Origin of the sequence: Streptomyces sp. NPDC004266, assembly GCF_042874095.1 — a bacterium.
Lineage (GTDB): Bacteria > Actinomycetota > Actinomycetes > Streptomycetales > Streptomycetaceae > Streptomyces.
On record NZ_JBIAMM010000022.1, the window covers coordinates 1 to 16,272 of the forward strand.

The following is a 16,272-nucleotide window of genomic DNA, read 5'->3' on the forward strand; positions in this document are numbered from 1 at the left end:
GAGCTGGCTGCACTCCTACAATCACCACCGCGGACACACCGCACTCGCAGGCAAACCACCCGCCAGCCGCGTCCCCAACCTCACTGGGCAATACAGCTAGGGCATCCGGACGGAAGCCCCCCGCCGCGGCCGGCGGCGGGGGCGGGGGCGGCACATCTCCACGCCCTGACCGCGTGCGTCGAACCGCGTCGCGCGGACGGCCGGAGTGCGCGGCACGGCGCGCGCCCCGGAGCCGTCGTGTGCCGCCGCCACTCGGGTTTCCGCGAATAGCACTTTTTGGGCCATTTCGGCGAAGTGGATTCTCGGCCAGTCACCTTGCTCGTGATCCCCCGTTACGTGGGGCAATCACGGCGGGAGCCGTCTCGCCGGCATCGAGAAGGGACGTTGCACGCGATACCTCCGCGGACTGCTGGTGTCGGTCTCGGCGGGCGCGCTGACACTCGGTCTGGTCGGCGTGCCCCAGGCCCTCGGCAGCAGCGCTGAAACGGTGGCCTCCGTACGTGGCGGGGACAGCCACGGCAAGGGCGGCGACCACGTCGTGGTCGACAAGTCCAAGCACGACCTCCACCACAGCTGCCAGGGCGGCACCTTCGGGTACTGCACGCAGAACGCGAACTTCTCGCCGAAGATCCTGGGCGACGTCTCCCTCATCGGCACGACCGGTCTCATCGGTCTCACCGGCACGACCGGGCAGACGGGCACCACCGGTACGACCGGTACCACCGGTACGACGGGCACCACGGGTACCGACGGCACCACCGGCACCACCGGCACCGACGGGACGACCACCCCGCCCGGGGACGCCGAGTGGTGCTCGCCCGGCTTCTGGAAGAACCACCCCGCCGCGTGGGGACCGACCGGCATCAGCCCGGACACGCTGTACAGCGCCGTCTTCGGGGCTCCGCGGCCGCGTTCCAACAACGGCGTCATGAACAACGCCCCCACCGACCCGACCCTCTTCGAGGTCGTGTCGAACCCGCAGTGGTACGGCGGCGGGGCCGCGAACAACGTGGCCGACTACCTGAGCGACAACCACCCGGACATCAACTACCAGGGCGTCCGCGTCGACAACTGCCCGCTGTAGCACCCGCGTAGCCGGAAGCCGCGCCCGCGCCGAGCGGGCGCGGCACCCCCCACCCCCGATCCACGGCGCCGTCCCGCCGCCCGTACAAGGAGCACGATGGGAGCCACGCCCCCGCCCGTCCCGTGGTCACGAGGGGCCCGGGTCACGCTCGCGGCCGCCGCGCTGACCCTGGCCGGTGCCCTCCTGGCCCATCTCGCGTTCGTCTTCCTGAGCATCGCCCCGCCCAACGCCCTCAGCGTCAGACACCGCGACGCCGTCGAGGCCTACGTCCAACCGGAGTTCGAACAGGACTGGAAGCTGTTCGCGCCGAACCCGATGCAGCGCAACGACGCCGTCGGGGTCCGGGTGAACACCCTCGGCCCGGACGGCCGCTACCACCAGAGCGAGTGGATCAACCTCACGGCCCAGGACATCGAGGCGATCCACGGAAACCCGGCGCCCAGCCACGTCGACCAGAACATGCTGCGCCGGGCCTGGGACGCGTACGTCGCCACGCACAGCCTGAAGGGCGACCGCCCCAAGGGGGCGCGCGGGGTGATGACCCGCGACTACCTCGAACGCGTGGTGCTCCAGCGCATCGGCAGCACCTGGAACGGCGGCCGGATCGTCTCCGTCCAGGTCGGGGGCCGGTTCACGCTGGTGGACCCGCCGGAGTGGAGCTCGGAGACGCCGTCCGACACCACCGACTACCGACTGCTGCCCTGGTGGACGGTGACCGAACAGGACCACAGGAGTCTGTGACATGACCACCTCCCGGGCATCGCGGCCCGCCGAGCGCCTCGACCGCCTCCTGGCCGCGCTCACCACGGTCCGCGCACCCCACCAGGCCGCCGTCTTCCGGATCGGCCTCTCCGCCGTCGTCCTCGCCTTCCTCCTGCGGGAATGGCCGCACCGGCACGTCCTGTACGGCGACCGCAGTCCGCTCTCCTTCGAACTGGCCCAGGTGCTGGTCCGCGAGGAGCGCACCTTCACCGTGCTGGCCTGGGGGGACGGGGCCCTCTGGTTCGAGGCCGTCTACGTCGTCACCATGGCCGCCGCCCTCGCCGTCATGCTCGGCTGGCGCACCAGGGGCACCACCGTCGTGCTCATGGCCGGGGTCCTGTCGATCGTCAACCGCAACACCCTCGTCGGGGACGGCGGCGACAACGTCGTCCGGATCATGGTCATCTACCTGGTCTTCACCCGCTGCGCCCAGGTGTGCTCCCTCGACGCCCGGCGCGCCCGGCTCCGCGCGGACCGCGGGACCCGGGACACCCCATGGCCGGACCACGACCCGGTCGGACCACTCCTGTGGGCCGCGTCGGTGGCGGCGCTCGTCCCGCTGTCCTCGTACGACACCCGTGGCTGGTCCCTGTCTTCTGGACCCTGTGGGCCGTCCAGGGCCTCTGGTACGCGGCCGACCTGTGGTTCCCGCGGCACGAGGCCCGGGCCGTGCTCGACGCGGCCGGTGCCATGCTCCACAACGCCGCGATGGCCGTGATCATGGCGCAGGTCTGCCTGATCTACGCGACCGCCGGCTGGTACAAGATCCAGGGCACCCGGTGGCAGGAGGGGAGCGCCCTCTACTACGCCCTGCACCTGGACTACTTCACGCCCTGGCCCGGCCTCTCGGGAGCCCTCGCCGGCAGCACCGTGCTGGTGCTGGCCCTCAGCTACGCCACGGTGACGGTGCAGGTCGCCTTCCCCTTCACGCTGGCCAACCGCCGGGTCAAGAACGTCCTGCTGGCCGCGATGATCGCCGAGCACCTGGGCATCGCCGTCGTCCTCGGCATTCCCTTCCTGTCCATGGCCATGGTCGTCTGCGACGCGGTGTTCCTGCCCACCGCCTTCCTCGTCGCGCTCGGCGCGCGCTGCGCCCGGCTCGCCGTACGACTGCGGAGCGTTCCGTCGGCGAAGGCGCGTCCCGTCCCCACGACCGGCTGACACCCGTCCGCCGGGCAGCGGGGCGCGTCGTGCGCTCCGGGGCCGCGCGCGGACGGCCCCGGGGAGGCGGCTTCCGCCAGGACCCCTCGGGTCTAAGCCGTCCTGGCGACCGGGCGGCGGGCCGTGCGGGCCTCGTCGTACCGGTCCAGGAGCAGGTGCGCCAGCTCCGGGGAGGGGCCCAGGACGTCCGCCAGGACGTCGGCCCCGGTCGCGCCCGCCGCGATGCGGTCCGGGAGGCGGCCCGGGGCGATCACGTACGGGGCGACGGCCACCCGCCGGACGCCCGGTTCCAGGCGCAGGGCCCGGACGGCGTCCTCCGTGCGGGGGACGCCCCCGGCAAACACAGCGGAGGCGAACGCGGGCCGCACGGAGCACCAACCGGTGCGCCGCAGCTCCCGCGCCGTTTCTGCGATCACCGCGATCGCCTCCGGGTCGGTGGAGCCCGCCGAGGCCAGGACGACCCCGGTCGCGGGCTTGTCGGCGGGCGTGAGGCCCGCCTCGTGCAACCGCCGTTCCACCGCCGCGATCAGCAGCGGCGACGGGCCGAGGACCTCCGCCTGGCGGACGCTCAGGGACGGAGGGGCCTGGCGCAGCACGGCGGGGATGTCGGCCTTCGCGTGGAAGGCCCGGGTGAGGAGGAGCGGCAGGGCCACGACCTCCCGCACCCCGTCGGCCGCGAGCCGGTCGAGCACCCCGGGCACCGACGGCAGGTTGAAGTCCAGGAACGCCGTCTCCACGCGCAGCCCCGGCCGCAGCGCACCGGCCCGGCGCACCAGCGCCTGGACGGTGGCCGCGTGCCGCGGGTCGCGGCTGCCGTGGGCGACGACGAGGAGGACGGGGCGGTTCATGGTCAGGCCTTCGTGAGCAGGCCGCGGCGGCGGAGGACCGCGCGCTCCAGCGGGCTGAAGATGAGCAGGTCGATGGCGATGCCGACGATCAGGATCAGGATGATCGCGAGGAAGATCCCGGCCATGTCGATGTTGTTGCGGCCGTTCTCCAGGAGCTGGCCGAGGCCGAGGCCCAGGTCCGGCGAGGAGGCGATGATCTCCGCGGCCATCAGCGAACGCCAGGAGAACGCCCAGCCCTGCTTGAGGCCCGCGAGGTAGCCGGGGAGCGCGGCCGGCATCACGATGTGCCAGGCGCCCTTGAGGCCGGTCGCGCCGAGCGTCTGGCCCGCCCGCAGGAAGAGCGGCGGGACCTGGTCGACGCCGGCGACGAGGCCGTTGGCGATCGAGGGGACCGCGCCGAGCAGGATCACCGCGTACATCATGCTGTCGTTGAGGCCGAGCCACAGGACGGCCGGAGCCACCCAGGCCACCGAGGGCAGCGACTGGAGCCCCGCGAGGATCGGGCCGATCGCCGCGCGCACGAACTTCACGCGGGAGACGAGCAGGCCCAGCGGGGTGCCGATGGCGAGCGCCAGGAGGAAGCCGAACAGGGCCCGGGAGACGCTGGTCCAGAGGACCTGGAGGAGCGTGCCCTCCAGCCACATCGCGGTCAGGCTGTCCCACACGGCGGACGGTGCGGGCAGCTTGTACTCGTCGGTGACCTTCAGGGACACCAGGAGCTGCCACACGCCCAGGACGAGCACGATGGCGACGACCGGCGGCAGCACCTTCTTGACCAGCACCTCGCGGACCGGGGTCCGCGAGACGTTCACGGTGTCGAGGGCGTCCAGGCCGGCTTCGAGGCCGGCGAGGTCGTCGGTGTTCGGGCTGATGTCAGTGCTGGCCATGACGGCGGATCTCCCCACGCAGGTGCTCGGTGATCTCGAGGGACAGCTCGGCGACGGCGGCGTCCTCGATGCGGCGCGGCTGAGGGATGTCGATGGTCCACTCGTGCGCGATCCGGCCGGGCCGGGACGAGAGGAGGACGACACGCTCGGCGAGGCGGACGGCCTCGCGCACGTTGTGGGTGACGAAGAGCACCGACAGCTTCGTCTCCCGCCAGATCCGGGTCAGTTCGTCGTGCAGCACGTCCCGGGTGATGGCGTCGAGCGCGGCGAACGGCTCGTCCATCAGGAGCAGGTCGCTGTCCTGGGCGAGCGCGCGGGCCAGCGCGACGCGCTGGCGCATGCCGCCGGACAGCTCGTGGACCCGCTTGCCGTACGAGCCGCCGAGCCGGACGAGGTCGAGCAGCCGCTCGGCCTCCTCGCGCCGCTCGGCCTTGGGCACCCCGCGCAGCCGCAGGGCGAGTTCGATGTTCTTGCCCGCGGTGAGCCACGGGAAGAGGGCGTGCTCCTGGAACATCAGGGCCGGCCGGCCGCCGGGGGTCTCGATGGACCCCGCGGACGGCCGGTCGAGCCCGGCGACCAGGTTGAGCAGGGTGGACTTGCCGCAGCCCGAGGCGCCCAGGAGGGTGACGAACTCGCCGGGGGCGACATCGAGCGAGATGTCGTCGAGGACGAGCTGCCCGCCCGCGGGTCCGCCGAAGGACTTCGAGACGTGTTCGATGCGGGCGGCATGGGTCACCGCCGCACGGTCCTCGGCCTTGGCGAGCGTCGTGGTCGTGGCCATGGTCGTCACCTCCTGGGGATCAGCTGCGGGCTGTTACTTCGCGCCGAGACCGGCGTCGGAGACCTCGGGCTGACCCGCGGCCTTCAGGACCTTGTTGAGCGGCTTCAGGTCGTAGATGCCGGACAGCTCGGGCTGCTTCAGGAGACCGGCCTTCACCGCGTGGTCGGCCTGGGCCTGGAGGGTGGCCGCCAGCGGGTCGTTGGTGAACTGGATCGACGGCCACGCGGCGTCGATCACCTTGGCGCCCAGGGCCTTGCCCGAGAGGGCCTTCAGCTTGGCGTTGGCCGAGGCCTTCGCCTTGTCCTGGTTGGCGTTGATCCACTCGTTGGTCTTCACCGAGCCGCGCAGGAACGCCTCGACGACGTCCGGGTGCTCCGTCAGGAACTTCTGCGACACGATGATGTTCGTGATGACGAACTTCTTGTCCGGCCACAGGTCGGACTCGTCGAGCAGCACCTTCGCGCCCTCGCTGACCAGCTTCGACGCGGTCGGCTCGGGCACCCAGGCGCCGTCGATGGCGCCGGAGGCGTAGGCGTTCGGGGTGACCTTGTTGTCCGTGCGGACCACGGAGACGTCGCCCTTGCCGCTCTGGGCGTCGACCTTCCAGCCCTTCTCGGAGATCCAGTTGAGGAAGGCCACGTCCTGGGTGTTGCCGAGCTGCGGGGTGGCGATCTTCTTGCCCTTGAGGTCGTCCAGGGTCTTGATCTTCGCCGGGTTCACCACGAGCTTCACGCCACCGGAGGCGGCGCCGCCGATGATGCGGAGGTTGGTGCCCTTGGTCTTGACGTAACCGTTGATGGACGGCGAGGGGCCGATGAAGCCGATGTCGATGGAGCCGGCGTTCAGCGCCTCGATCTCGGACGGACCGGCGTTGAAGGTGGTGGGGACCAGCTTGGTGCCGCCCAGCTCCTTCTGGAGGATGCCCTCCTGGTCGCCCACCAGCGCGGTGGCGTGGGTGAGGTTGGGGAAGTACCCGAGCCGTACGGTGTCGGCGGAGAGCTTCTCGCCCTCGGCGGCCACCTTCTTCGGGGCGGCGTCGTCGTTCTTGGCCTCGGAGCCGTAGCCGCAGGAGGCGAGCGCGCCGATCAGCAGCGGCAGGGCGGCGGCGGCGGCCAGGCCGCGGCGCAGGGTGGTACGGGTGGTGGCAGGCACGGGTGGTGTTCCCCTCGGTTCGACTTCTCAGCGAAGTCTGCGTCTATGTCGTTCGGGGTGGAGCGGGTGGAGCCGGTTCGTACCGCTCGCGCGGCACATCGAGGTCAGCACGCACATCGCGCGACACCTCCCATGCCCGCACCGAGGGCGCCGGAGCCGACCCGGCCGCCCTCCTTCGCGAAGGTGGCGTAGACGTCCCGTCTCATCTCAGAAATCCCACCCTTCTTCCTCGTCCACCGCGGCGACGGCCTTGGTCGTGGCGAAGGACTCGCCCGCCATGCCGGCCGCGAGCGTGGTGCCGTCCGCGGGGTCGATCAGCAGGAACGAACCCGTACGGCGGGAGTCCGCGTACGCGTCGAGCGCGAGCGGCTCGGCGGTGCGGACCACGACCCGGCCGATGTCGTTGGCGACCAGCTGCCCGGGGTCCGGGTGCTGGGAGAGGTCGTCCAGGGTCAGCCGCGAGGGGATGTCCTTGACGATCGCCTTGACCGTGCGCGTGGTGTGCTTCAGCAGGACCCGCTGGCCGACGGCGAGCGGCTGGTCCGCCACGTGGCAGACCGTCGCCTCGACGTCCTGGCTGGTGGCCGGGGCGTCGCCGCTCGGCGCGAGCAGGTCGCCGCGCGAGATGTCGATGTCGTCGGCGAGCCGGATCGTCACCGACTGCGGGGCCCAGGCGATGTCCACGGACTCGCCCAGCGCGTCGATGCCGGTGATCGTCGACTTCTTGCCCGAGGGCAGGACGGTGACCTCCTCGCCGACGCGGAAGGCGCCGGCCGCGATCTGACCGGCGTAGCCCCGGTAGTCGGGGTGCTCGGCGGTCTGCGGGCGGATCACGTACTGCACGGGGAAGCGGGCGTGGCAGGCCGTCAGGTCGTGGCTGACCGGGACGGTCTCCAGGTGCTCCAGGACCGTCGGGCCGCCGTACCAGTCCATGTGGGCGGACGGCTCCACGACGTTGTCGCCGGCGAGCGCGGAGATCGGGATCGCGGTGATCTCCGGGACGCCGAGCTCGGAGGCGTACGTCGTGAACTCCTCGGCGATCGCGGCGAAGACGGACTCCTGGTAGTCGACCAGGTCCATCTTGTTCACGGCGAGGACCACGTGCGGGACGCGGAGCAGCGCGGCGACGGCGGCGTGCCGGCGGGTCTGCTCGACGACGCCGTTGCGGGCGTCGACCAGGACCACGGCCAGCTCGGCGGTGGAGGCGCCGGTGACCATGTTCCGGGTGTACTGCACGTGCCCGGGGGTGTCGGCGAGGATGAAGCGGCGGCGGGGCGTCGCGAAGTAGCGGTAGGCCACGTCGATCGTGATGCCCTGCTCGCGCTCGGCCCGCAGGCCGTCGGTCAGCAGCGCCAGGTCGGGCGCCTCCTGGCCGCGCTTGATGGACGCGGCCTCGACGGCCTCCAGCTGGTCCGTGAGGACCGACTTGGAGTCGTGCAGGAGCCGGCCCACCAGGGTGGACTTGCCGTCGTCGACGGAGCCGGCGGTGGCGAAACGCAGCAGGGTGGTGGCCGAGACGTCGGCGAACTGCTCGGTGGACGTGCTCATTAGAAGTACCCTTCGCGCTTGCGGTCTTCCATCGCGGCCTCGGACATCTTGTCGTCGGCGCGGGTCGCGCCCCGCTCGGTGAGGCGGGAGGCGGCGATCTCGGCGATGACGGCGTCGAGCGTGGTGGCGTCGGAGTCGACGGCGCCGGTGCAGGACATGTCGCCGACGGTGCGGTAGCGGATGAGCCGCTTCTCCACCGTCTCGGTGTCCTTCGGGCCGCCCCACTCGCCGGCCGTCAGCCACATGCCGTTGCGGGCGAAGACCTCGCGCTCGTGGGCGAAGTAGATCTCCGGCAGCTCGATGCCCTCACGGGCGATGTACTGCCAGACGTCCAGCTCGGTCCAGTTGGACAGCGGGAAGACACGGACGTGCTCGCCCGGCGCGTGCCGGCCGTTGTACAGCTGCCACAGCTCGGGGCGCTGGCGGCGCGGGTCCCACTGCGAGAACTCGTCGCGCAGCGAGAACACCCGCTCCTTGGCGCGGGCCTTCTCCTCGTCGCGGCGGCCGCCGCCGAAGACGGCGTCGAAGCGGTGCTGCTGGATCGCCTCGGTCAGCGGGACGGTCTGCAGCGGGTTGCGGGTGCCGTCGGGGCGCTCGCGGAGCTTGCCGGCGTCGATGTACTCCTGCACGGAGGCCACGTGCAGCCGCAGCCCGTGCCGGGCGACGACCCGGTCGCGGTACTCGATGACCTCGGGGAAGTTGTGCCCGGTGTCGACGTGCAGCAGCGTGAAGGGGACCGGCGCGGGGGCGAAGGCCTTCAGCGCCAGGTGCAGCATGACGATGGAGTCCTTGCCGCCGGAGAAGAGGATCACCGGCCGCTCGAACTCGCCCGCCACCTCGCGGAAGATGTGGACGGCCTCGGACTCCAGGGAGTCCAGGTGCGACAGCGCGAACGGACTGTCCGTGGTGTCGTGGGCGTGGGCGACGGTGGTCACTGTGCCTCCTCGTTCGCTTCTCCGCCCGAGCGGCGCAGAGGTGCGGCTTTCGTTGTCGTCTGCGACCCGGCGGCCGCGCGTGCGTCGCTCACAGCAGACCCCTCTCGGTGAGCGACGCGTGGAGCTGCGCCGCGGACTCCTGCACGGTCTGGTTCTGGGACTCGATCCGCAGGTCGGGCGTCTCGGGAGCCTCGTACGGGTCGTCGACGCCGGTGAGGCCGGAGATCTCGCCCGCCGCCTGCTTGGCGTAGAGGCCCTTGACGTCGCGGACCGAGCAGACGTCCACCGGGGTGGCCACGTGCACCTCGAAGAAGGCGGTGCCCTCGGCCTGGTGGCGCTTGCGGACCGCCTCGCGGCTGTCGTTGTACGGGGCGATGACCGGGACCAGGACCTTCACGCCGTGCGAGGCGAGCAGCTCGGCGACGAAGCCGATCCGCTGCACGTTGGTGTGGCGGTCCTCGCGGGTGAAGCCGAGGCCCGCGGAGAGGAACTCGCGGATCTCGTCGCCGTCGAGGATCTCGACGCGGTGGCCCTCGTCGCGGAGGCGACCGGCCAGCTCGTACGCGATGGTGGTCTTTCCGGCGCTCGGCAGGCCGGTGAGCCAGATGGTGGCACCGGTCACGTGGTTCTCCTGGGAGGTCTGAGGGGTGGGGGTCATCAGCCGTGCAGCCCGCACTCGGTCTTGGCGCGGCCCGCCCAGCGTCCGGCGCGGGCGTCCTCGCCCTCCAGGACGCGGCGGGTGCAGGGGGCGCAGCCGACGGAGGCGTAGCCGTCCATGAGGAGCGGGTTGGTGAGGACACCGTGCTCCGCGACGTACGCGTCGACGTCGTCCTGCGTCCAGCGGGCGATGGGGGAGACCTTGACCTTCTGCCGCTTCTCGTCCCAGCCGACGACCGGGGTGTTCGCCCGGGTGGGGGACTCGTCGCGGCGCAGGCCGGTGGCCCACGCGCCGTAGGCCGTGAGGCCCTCTTCGAGGGGCTTGACCTTGCGCAGCGCGCAGCACAGGTCCGGGTCCCGGTCGTGGAGCCCCGGACCGTACTCGGCGTCCTGCTCGGCCACGGTCTGACGCGGGGTCAGGGTGATGACCTTGACGTCCATGACGGCGTCCACGGCGTCCCGGGTGCCGATGGTCTCCTCGAAGTGGTAGCCCGTGTCGAGGAAGACGACGTCCACTCCGGGCTTCACGCGCGAGGCGAGGTGGGCGACGACCGCGTCCTCCATGGAGGAGGTGACGCAGAAGCGGTCGCCGAAGGTGTCCACGGCCCAGCGGAGGATCTCCAGGGCGGAGGCGTCCTCCAGATCACGGCCGGCCTGCTCGGCGAGTGCCTTCAGGTCGGCCGCGGTCGCGTCCTGAGTGATCGTCATATCTCTTTCCTCCCAGTGGTGTCGCCGGAAGTCGCCGGGGCGAGGAGCCCCAGGAACTTCAGCTGGAAGGCTCGACTGCACGCGGCGCATTCCCAGGCGCCGTGACCCTGCTCGTTCGGACGCAGGTCCTCGTCCCCGCAGTAGGGGCAGAAGAAGGGGGCCGCACGCTCGCTCATGACAGCGCCTCCTCGGAGGCGCGGGCCGCCCAGGTCGCGAAGCGCTCGCCGGTCTCGCGCTCCGCCTGGAAGCGCTTGAGGACCCGCTCCACGTAGTCCGGGAGCTCGGCCGCCGTGACCTTGAGGCCGCGGACCTTGCGGCCGAAGCCGGCCTCCAGGCCGAGCGCGCCGCCCAGGTGCACCTGGTAGCCCTCGACGCGGTTGCCCTCGTCGTCCAGGACCAGCTGGCCCTTGAGGCCGATGTCCGCGACCTGGATGCGGGCGCAGGCGTTCGGGCAGCCGTTGATGTTGATCGTCAGCGGCTCGTCGAACTCCGGGATGCGACGCTCCAGTTCGTCGATGAGCGAGGAGCCGCGGCCCTTCGTCTCGACGATCGCGAGCTTGCAGAACTCGATGCCGGTGCAGGCCATCGTGCCGCGCCGGAACGGCGAGGGGGTGACCCGCAGGTCCAGCGCCTCCAGGGCGGAGACGATGGACTCGACCTGAGCCTCCTCGACGTCGAGGACGAGCATCTTCTGCTCGGCGGTGGTCCGGACCCGGCCGGAGCCGTGCTCCTCGGCGATCGCGGCGATCTTCGTCAGGGTGGCGCCGTCGACGCGGCCGACGCGGGGCGCGAAGCCGACGTAGAACCTGCCGTCCTTCTGCCGGTGCACGCCGACGTGGTCGCGCCAGCGGCCCGCGGGCTGCTCGGGGGCGGGGCCGTCCGTCAGCTTGCGCTGGAGGTACTCGTCCTCCAGGACCTGACGGAACTTCTCCGGGCCCCAGTCGGCGACGAGGAACTTCAGGCGGGCGCGGTTGCGCAGCCGGCGGTAGCCGTAGTCGCGGAAGATCGAGATGACGCCCTCGTAGACGTCGGGGACCTCGTCGAGGGAGACCCAGGTGCCCAGGCGGACGCCGAGCTTCGGGTTGGTGGACAGACCGCCGCCGACCCAGACGTCGAAGCCGGGGCCGTGCTCCGGGTGCTCCACGCCGACGAAGGCGATGTCGTTGATCTCGTGCGCCACGTCGAGGAGCGGCGAGCCCGAGATCGCGGACTTGAACTTGCGGGGCAGGTTGGAGAAGTCCTTGTTGCCGATGATCCGGCGCTGGATCTCGTCGATGGCGGGGGTGCCGTCGATGATCTCGTCGGCGGCGATGCCGGCCACGGGGGAGCCGAGGATGACGCGCGGGGTGTCGCCGCAGGCCTCGGTGGTGGACAGGCCGACCGCCTCCAGGCGGTTCCAGATCTCGGGGACGTCCTCGATGCGGATCCAGTGGTACTGGACGTTCTGCCGGTCCGTGATGTCGGCGGTGCCGCGGGCGAACTCCTCGGAGATCTCGCCGATCACCCGGAGCTGCTCGGTGGTCAGCCGGCCGCCGTCGATGCGGACCCGGAGCATGAAGTACTCGTCGTCCAGCTCCTCCGGCTCCAGCACGCCCGTCTTGGTGCCGTCCAGACCCTGCTTGCGCTGGGTGTAGAGGCCCCACCAGCGCATGCGTCCGCGCAGGTCGTTGGGGTCGATGGAGTCGAAGCCGCGCTTCGAGTAGACCGTCTCAATACGTGTCCGTACGTTGAGACCGTCGTCGTCCTTCTTGAACTGCTCATTGCCGTTCAGGGGGGTGAAGTGCCCCACGGCCCACTGACCCTCGCCACGGTGGCGCCCGGCCTTGCGGCGGGCGGCGGCGGGAGTGGGGTTTTCCGGGGTGGCGGCCATGGCGTCTTGTCCTTCGGGACTGCGAGAGGGCGGCTCTGACCTGCACACTCGCGCTCAGGTCAGAGGGTGGCGCGTCAGTGCGCAGCAGGGTGGGGCAGAGTCGGGCGGTAAGGAGATCGCGGCGGTGCTGGTTCTCTCAGCGCGCCGAACAGATGGCGCTGGACATGCGGCCGAGGTCGACGTGCCGCCGACTCACCAAGGCAATTCCAGTTCCAGGCATGACGGAAGCGTGTCACGGGACTTTGGACCCAGTCCAGCATCGTCCAGTATTCGGACATAGTCGTCCCGTAGAGCGAGACGGTGTGCTCCAGGTCACGTCAAAGGGGCCCTGACCAGGGCCCCTTCGCGGTCCGCGCGCACGGCCGAGGCGTACGGCTCGGGCGTGCGGGCGGGTCGTGCGGCTCGGGCGTGCGGGCGGCTCGGGCGTGCGGGCGGGGCGTACGGCTCGGTCGTACGGCTCAGGCGTACGCGCCCGGCCAGGGGCCGGGGGTCTCCGACTCCTCGACCTCCTCGACCTTGGTGTCGAAGAGACGGAAGCCGCGCCGCTCGTAGTTGGCCATGGCGTGCGGACCGTCGAGCGAGCAGGTGTGCAGCCACACCCGCTTCGTGGCCTCCCGCTCCGGCCAGCGCTCGGCCAGGTCCCAGGCGCGCGCCACCCCGTGGGAGAGGAGGTGGCCGCCGATCCGGCGGCCCCGGAAGGCGGGGATCAGGCCGAAGTAGACGATCTCCACCACGCCGTCGTCCTGGGGGGCGAGCTCCACGTACCCGGCCGGCGTCCCCCTGTCGTACGCCACCCAGATCTCGGCGCCCGGCTTCTCCACTATCTCCTGCCACTGCTTGTACGTCAGCGACAGCCGGTCGGACCAGCGGATGTCGCCGCCGACCGCCGTGTAGAGGAAGCGGCTGAACTCCGCCGACGGCACCTCGGCGCGCCGGATCGCCACGTCGTCGCCCTCCGGCGGGGTGGCGGGACGGAGGTCGGACGGAGAGGTCTGTTCGAGGGACCAGGTGGTGAGAGTGATGCTCATGGGGTCATCGCATCATGCGGAGCGCCGGATTCCCACCCTGTTCGGCACCGGCGGACAGGGTGTCCGCCATACGGACAAGCCCTGTCGTCCCGTGCCCCGGCGCCCGCCCGCCGAGGCGCACGACCCCCGGCATGACCTCAGAGGTAATCGACCCCCGTGCCGCCCTCCCGGCAGGGTGGGCGCACCGGGACGGCACACGGCCGCACCCGGTGATCGACGACACGAGGGGTACGACATGGGTACGGGTCGACGGGGTCTGGTGGGCATCGCGATGGCGACGGCGCTCGTCGCGGGAGCGGCGGTCACCGTGACGGCGGCCGAGGCGCTCCCGGGCGGCGCGGCCACGGCGGCGCGGGACGACTGCCCGCAGGCGCGGGAGAAGGTCGAGCGGCTGGAGGGCCGCGTCACCCCCAACGCCTGCGCCTTCATGGAGAGGCAGATCGCCTTCGGCGAGATGCCGACCGGCACGCCGCCCGCGCTCGGCGACCTCGCCCACCCCCGGGTCCGTGCCTACCTCGACATCTTCGACCCCGAGGCCACCCTCTGGGAGGCCGGGAGCGCCCCGCAGCGCGGCCGCACCACGATCGGCACCTCCATCACCGGCTCCCTGCGCCTCGCGCCCGGCCTCACCTACCGGGGCACGGACGTGGTCGCCGACGGCAGCACCGTGATGTTCGGGCAGTGGAACGAGGTCACCCTCAAGGGCCGCACCGTCGCCTATCCGCAGATCGCGCGGAACGTCCTCGGCGACGAGGGGCGCACCCTCCAGGCCCGCCGCTACTACGACCGGGCCGTCCTCTTCCGGGACACCCTGCCCGGGGCGGCACCCGCCCCGCTCTTCGCAGGCATCACGGACGCGGGATCGCCCCGGGACCGCAACGGCGAGCGGACCCGGGACACCGCGCCGTCCCCGGACACCGCGCCGCCGTCCCGGCCCGGCTTCCGGGCCCGGGCCGGAGAGGTCCCGGAGCGCCTCGCCGCATGGAACGCCGGGGACGCCGACGCCCTCCTCGCCCGCACCCGGGGCGCGCGGCTCAGCGGGCCCGGGCTCGCCGCCCCGCTCGTCTCCGAGGCCGGCAAGCGCGCCTACCTGGAGCGACTCTTCGCCACCGCCGACCTCCGGCTCAAGGCGGGCCAGGTCGCCGTCGGCGAGACCACCGCCTACGTGGAGTGGCACGGGACCGTCACCGTGCGCGACGGCGCCGAGACCCGCACCGACATCCCCTTCGGGATCGTGGAGCGCTTCGGCCCCGGCGGGGAGTGGGAGCTGTACTTCGACACCCTGCCGCTGGTCGCGGACGGGGCCGAGATCGGCGCCCTCTTCCAGCAGCTCGCTTCCTAGGCCGGTCAGGCCGGGCTCGCGGCGCGGACGGCGGGGGCCGTCGAGTGGGGGAGCAGGTCTCCCGGGCGCTCCGGGCGCAGGACCTCCACCGTGACCTCCTCGCGGAAGCGGTACGGGCGGTGCGCCAGGACCCCCGCCAGGTTCCGCCGCACCCGCGACATCTCCGCCCGTACGGTCACCGTCCGCGTACGGTCGCCGAACACGTCCTCCGCCAGCTCCGCCGCCGTCCGCCCGTCGCGGTGCAGCGCCAGTACATAGAGGAGCTCCGCGTGCCGGGGGCTGAGCTCCTGCTGCCAGCTGCCCGCCGCCCCGGACACGGCCACCGTCCAGCGGCGCGGCCGGCTCAGGTCCAGGACCACCCGGCCCGCCGCCCCCGCGCCCGGCTCCTCGGGAAGGGTCTCCTCCTCGACCCGCAGCAGCCAGCCGCCGGGCAGCGGTTCCACCGCGCACACGCCGAGCGAGGGCAGCCAGACCCGGCCGGCCCGGAACGACTTCGGCAGCGGGATCCGGTCCGTCGGCGCGAGGCCGGTCACCGCGGCCGTCCAGCCGTGGTCGTCCACCGCGACGGCCCGGCCGCCGACCCGGCACAGGATCGGCGCCGCCACCGCCCGCAGCCGCTCGATCGACCGGCGGTGCCGCTCCCGCATCTCGGCCTCGGCGAGCTGCGCCACCGAGCCGACCAGGGCCAGCATCGCGGGGTGGAAGCTGGACGCGGGGCCGGACACGTCCAGGATCCCCAGGAGCCGCTGGTCGCGGGGGTCGTGCACGGGGGCGGCGGCGCAGGTCCAGTTGTGCAGCGTCTGCACGTAGTGCTCGGCGGAGTGCACCTGCACCGCCCGGTCCAGGGCGAGCGCCGTGCCGACGGCGTTCGTCCCGGTGGCGTGCTCGGCCCAGGCCGCGCCCTCCTCCAGGCAGATGCCGTTCGCCTGCCGCAGCACGGCGAGGTTCCCCTGGCGCCACAGCACCCGGCCGTGCTCGTCGGTGACCACCATGATCTGGAGGGAGGCGTCGGCGATGCCGGCGATGCCGCCGCTCAGCGTCTGCATCACCTCGGACAGGAGCGTGGTCCTGCGCCGCTCCTCCAGCTCGTCCCGCTGGAGCAGCACGGTGCTGGTGCTCTGGTCCGGGTCGAGGCCGAGCCGGGCCATCCGCCGCCAGGACGCGTCGATCACCGGGCGGGGCGCGATCGGCGGCCGCCGGCCCGCCAGGGTCTCCTCGCGCACCCGGTGCAGCAGCCGGCTGGCCTGGGCGGAGTCCATGGCGGCGAGCCGCTTCATGTCGAGCTGCGTGTTCTTCATCGGTCTCTCCCAGCCACCCGGGGTGCTGTATCGGTTCTGCACGGGGCAGATGTCCGGAGTGTCGGTGCCCATCGTGCCGTCCGGGAGCGCCAGGCGAGGCCCGGTTCGGGTAATCCTGCAACCCTTTGCAACTCTGGCGACCGACCGGCCCCGTGGGCGAGGGTGGTCACAGCGGCGGGTGGTGCCGTGTCGGCGCAGCACCACCCCCGCT

At 72.1% G+C, this 16,272-nt stretch carries 18 protein-coding genes; 5 read left to right on the forward strand and 13 right to left on the reverse strand.

Translation table 11 applies throughout. The annotated features are described in order from the left end of the window. Positions 1-412: 412 nt before the first annotated feature. The 4 genes from ACFYUZ_RS35745 to ACFYUZ_RS35760 all read left to right on the forward strand — a co-directional run bounded on the left by ACFYUZ_RS35745 (position 413) and on the right by ACFYUZ_RS35760 (position 3,007). A complete protein-coding gene (locus ACFYUZ_RS35745) occupies positions 413-1,084 on the forward strand; it encodes a hypothetical protein (RefSeq protein ID WP_389316368.1) in 672 nt (223 codons plus the stop codon). A gap of 96 nt (positions 1,085-1,180) precedes the next feature. Further along, positions 1,181-1,825 (forward strand): DUF5819 family protein, encoded by a 645-nt coding sequence (locus ACFYUZ_RS35750; protein ID WP_389316370.1) that lies wholly within the window; start codon positions 1,181-1,183, stop codon positions 1,823-1,825. Position 1,826: 1 nt separating this feature from the next. Further along, on the forward strand, positions 1,827-2,564 hold the full coding sequence (locus ACFYUZ_RS35755) for a hypothetical protein (protein ID WP_389316372.1): 738 nt from the start codon (positions 1,827-1,829) through the stop codon (positions 2,562-2,564). Next, positions 2,537-3,007 carry a hypothetical protein gene (locus ACFYUZ_RS35760; protein ID WP_389316374.1) on the forward strand — a complete coding sequence of 157 codons (471 nt, stop codon included), beginning with the start codon at positions 2,537-2,539 and terminating at the stop codon, positions 3,005-3,007. The genes ACFYUZ_RS35755 and ACFYUZ_RS35760 overlap by 28 nt, the downstream gene beginning before the upstream one ends. Before the next feature lie 92 nt (positions 3,008-3,099). On the opposite strand, the gene ACFYUZ_RS35765 is transcribed toward ACFYUZ_RS35760, so the two are convergent. The 12 genes from ACFYUZ_RS35765 to ACFYUZ_RS35820 all read right to left on the reverse strand — a co-directional run bounded on the left by ACFYUZ_RS35765 (position 3,100) and on the right by ACFYUZ_RS35820 (position 13,421). After that, entirely contained in the window at positions 3,100-3,855 is a 756-nt protein-coding gene (locus ACFYUZ_RS35765) for a sirohydrochlorin chelatase (RefSeq protein WP_389316376.1), read from the reverse strand. A gap of 2 nt (positions 3,856-3,857) precedes the next feature. Beyond that, positions 3,858-4,742 (reverse strand): ABC transporter permease, encoded by an 885-nt coding sequence (locus ACFYUZ_RS35770; RefSeq protein WP_389316378.1) that lies wholly within the window; start codon positions 4,740-4,742, stop codon positions 3,858-3,860. Continuing rightward, complete coding sequence (locus ACFYUZ_RS35775) at positions 4,729-5,523, reverse strand: ABC transporter ATP-binding protein (RefSeq protein ID WP_389316379.1); 795 nt, start codon at positions 5,521-5,523, stop codon at positions 4,729-4,731. Before ACFYUZ_RS35775 ends, ACFYUZ_RS35770 begins: the two co-directional genes overlap by 14 nt. A gap of 33 nt (positions 5,524-5,556) precedes the next feature. After that, positions 5,557-6,675, reverse strand: coding sequence for an aliphatic sulfonate ABC transporter substrate-binding protein (locus ACFYUZ_RS35780; RefSeq protein WP_389316381.1), 1,119 nt, complete (start codon positions 6,673-6,675; stop codon positions 5,557-5,559). A gap of 207 nt (positions 6,676-6,882) precedes the next feature. Beyond that, positions 6,883-8,223, reverse strand: coding sequence for a sulfate adenylyltransferase subunit 1 (locus ACFYUZ_RS35785; protein WP_389316382.1), 1,341 nt, complete (start codon positions 8,221-8,223; stop codon positions 6,883-6,885). Next, positions 8,223-9,158, reverse strand: coding sequence for a sulfate adenylyltransferase subunit CysD (gene cysD / locus ACFYUZ_RS35790; RefSeq protein WP_093873473.1), 936 nt, complete (start codon positions 9,156-9,158; stop codon positions 8,223-8,225). The genes ACFYUZ_RS35785 and cysD overlap by 1 nt, the downstream gene beginning before the upstream one ends. An 88-nt stretch (positions 9,159-9,246) precedes the next feature. After that, entirely contained in the window at positions 9,247-9,816 is a 570-nt protein-coding gene (gene cysC, locus ACFYUZ_RS35795) for an adenylyl-sulfate kinase (protein ID WP_389316384.1), read from the reverse strand. Beyond that, entirely contained in the window at positions 9,816-10,523 is a 708-nt protein-coding gene (locus ACFYUZ_RS35800; protein ID WP_389316386.1) for a phosphoadenylyl-sulfate reductase, read from the reverse strand. The genes cysC and ACFYUZ_RS35800 overlap by 1 nt, the downstream gene beginning before the upstream one ends. Then, positions 10,520-10,699: a hypothetical protein gene (locus ACFYUZ_RS35805; RefSeq protein ID WP_389316388.1), complete on the reverse strand. Its 180-nt coding sequence runs from the start codon at positions 10,697-10,699 to the stop codon at positions 10,520-10,522. The genes ACFYUZ_RS35800 and ACFYUZ_RS35805 overlap by 4 nt, the downstream gene beginning before the upstream one ends. After that, positions 10,696-12,393: a nitrite/sulfite reductase gene (locus ACFYUZ_RS35810; protein WP_389316389.1), complete on the reverse strand. Its 1,698-nt coding sequence runs from the start codon at positions 12,391-12,393 to the stop codon at positions 10,696-10,698. Before ACFYUZ_RS35810 ends, ACFYUZ_RS35805 begins: the two co-directional genes overlap by 4 nt. Positions 12,394-12,529: 136 nt before the next feature. Beyond that, a complete protein-coding gene (locus ACFYUZ_RS35815) occupies positions 12,530-12,613 on the reverse strand; it encodes a putative leader peptide (RefSeq protein ID WP_356067285.1) in 84 nt (27 codons plus the stop codon). Positions 12,614-12,851: 238 nt separating this feature from the next. Then, positions 12,852-13,421 carry a GNAT family N-acetyltransferase gene (locus ACFYUZ_RS35820; RefSeq protein WP_389316390.1) on the reverse strand — a complete coding sequence of 190 codons (570 nt, stop codon included), beginning with the start codon at positions 13,419-13,421 and terminating at the stop codon, positions 12,852-12,854. A 235-nt stretch (positions 13,422-13,656) separates the two neighbouring features. On the opposite strand from ACFYUZ_RS35820, the gene ACFYUZ_RS35825 reads away from it, so the two are divergent. Further along, positions 13,657-14,763, forward strand: a complete 1,107-nt coding sequence (locus ACFYUZ_RS35825) for a hypothetical protein (RefSeq protein ID WP_389316392.1) — start codon at positions 13,657-13,659, stop codon at positions 14,761-14,763. A gap of 5 nt (positions 14,764-14,768) precedes the next feature. Here ACFYUZ_RS35825 and ACFYUZ_RS35830 read toward each other — a convergent pair whose 3' ends face one another. Continuing rightward, entirely contained in the window at positions 14,769-16,061 is a 1,293-nt protein-coding gene (locus ACFYUZ_RS35830; RefSeq protein WP_389316394.1) for a GAF domain-containing protein, read from the reverse strand. Between the last annotated feature and the right edge of the window lie 211 nt (positions 16,062-16,272).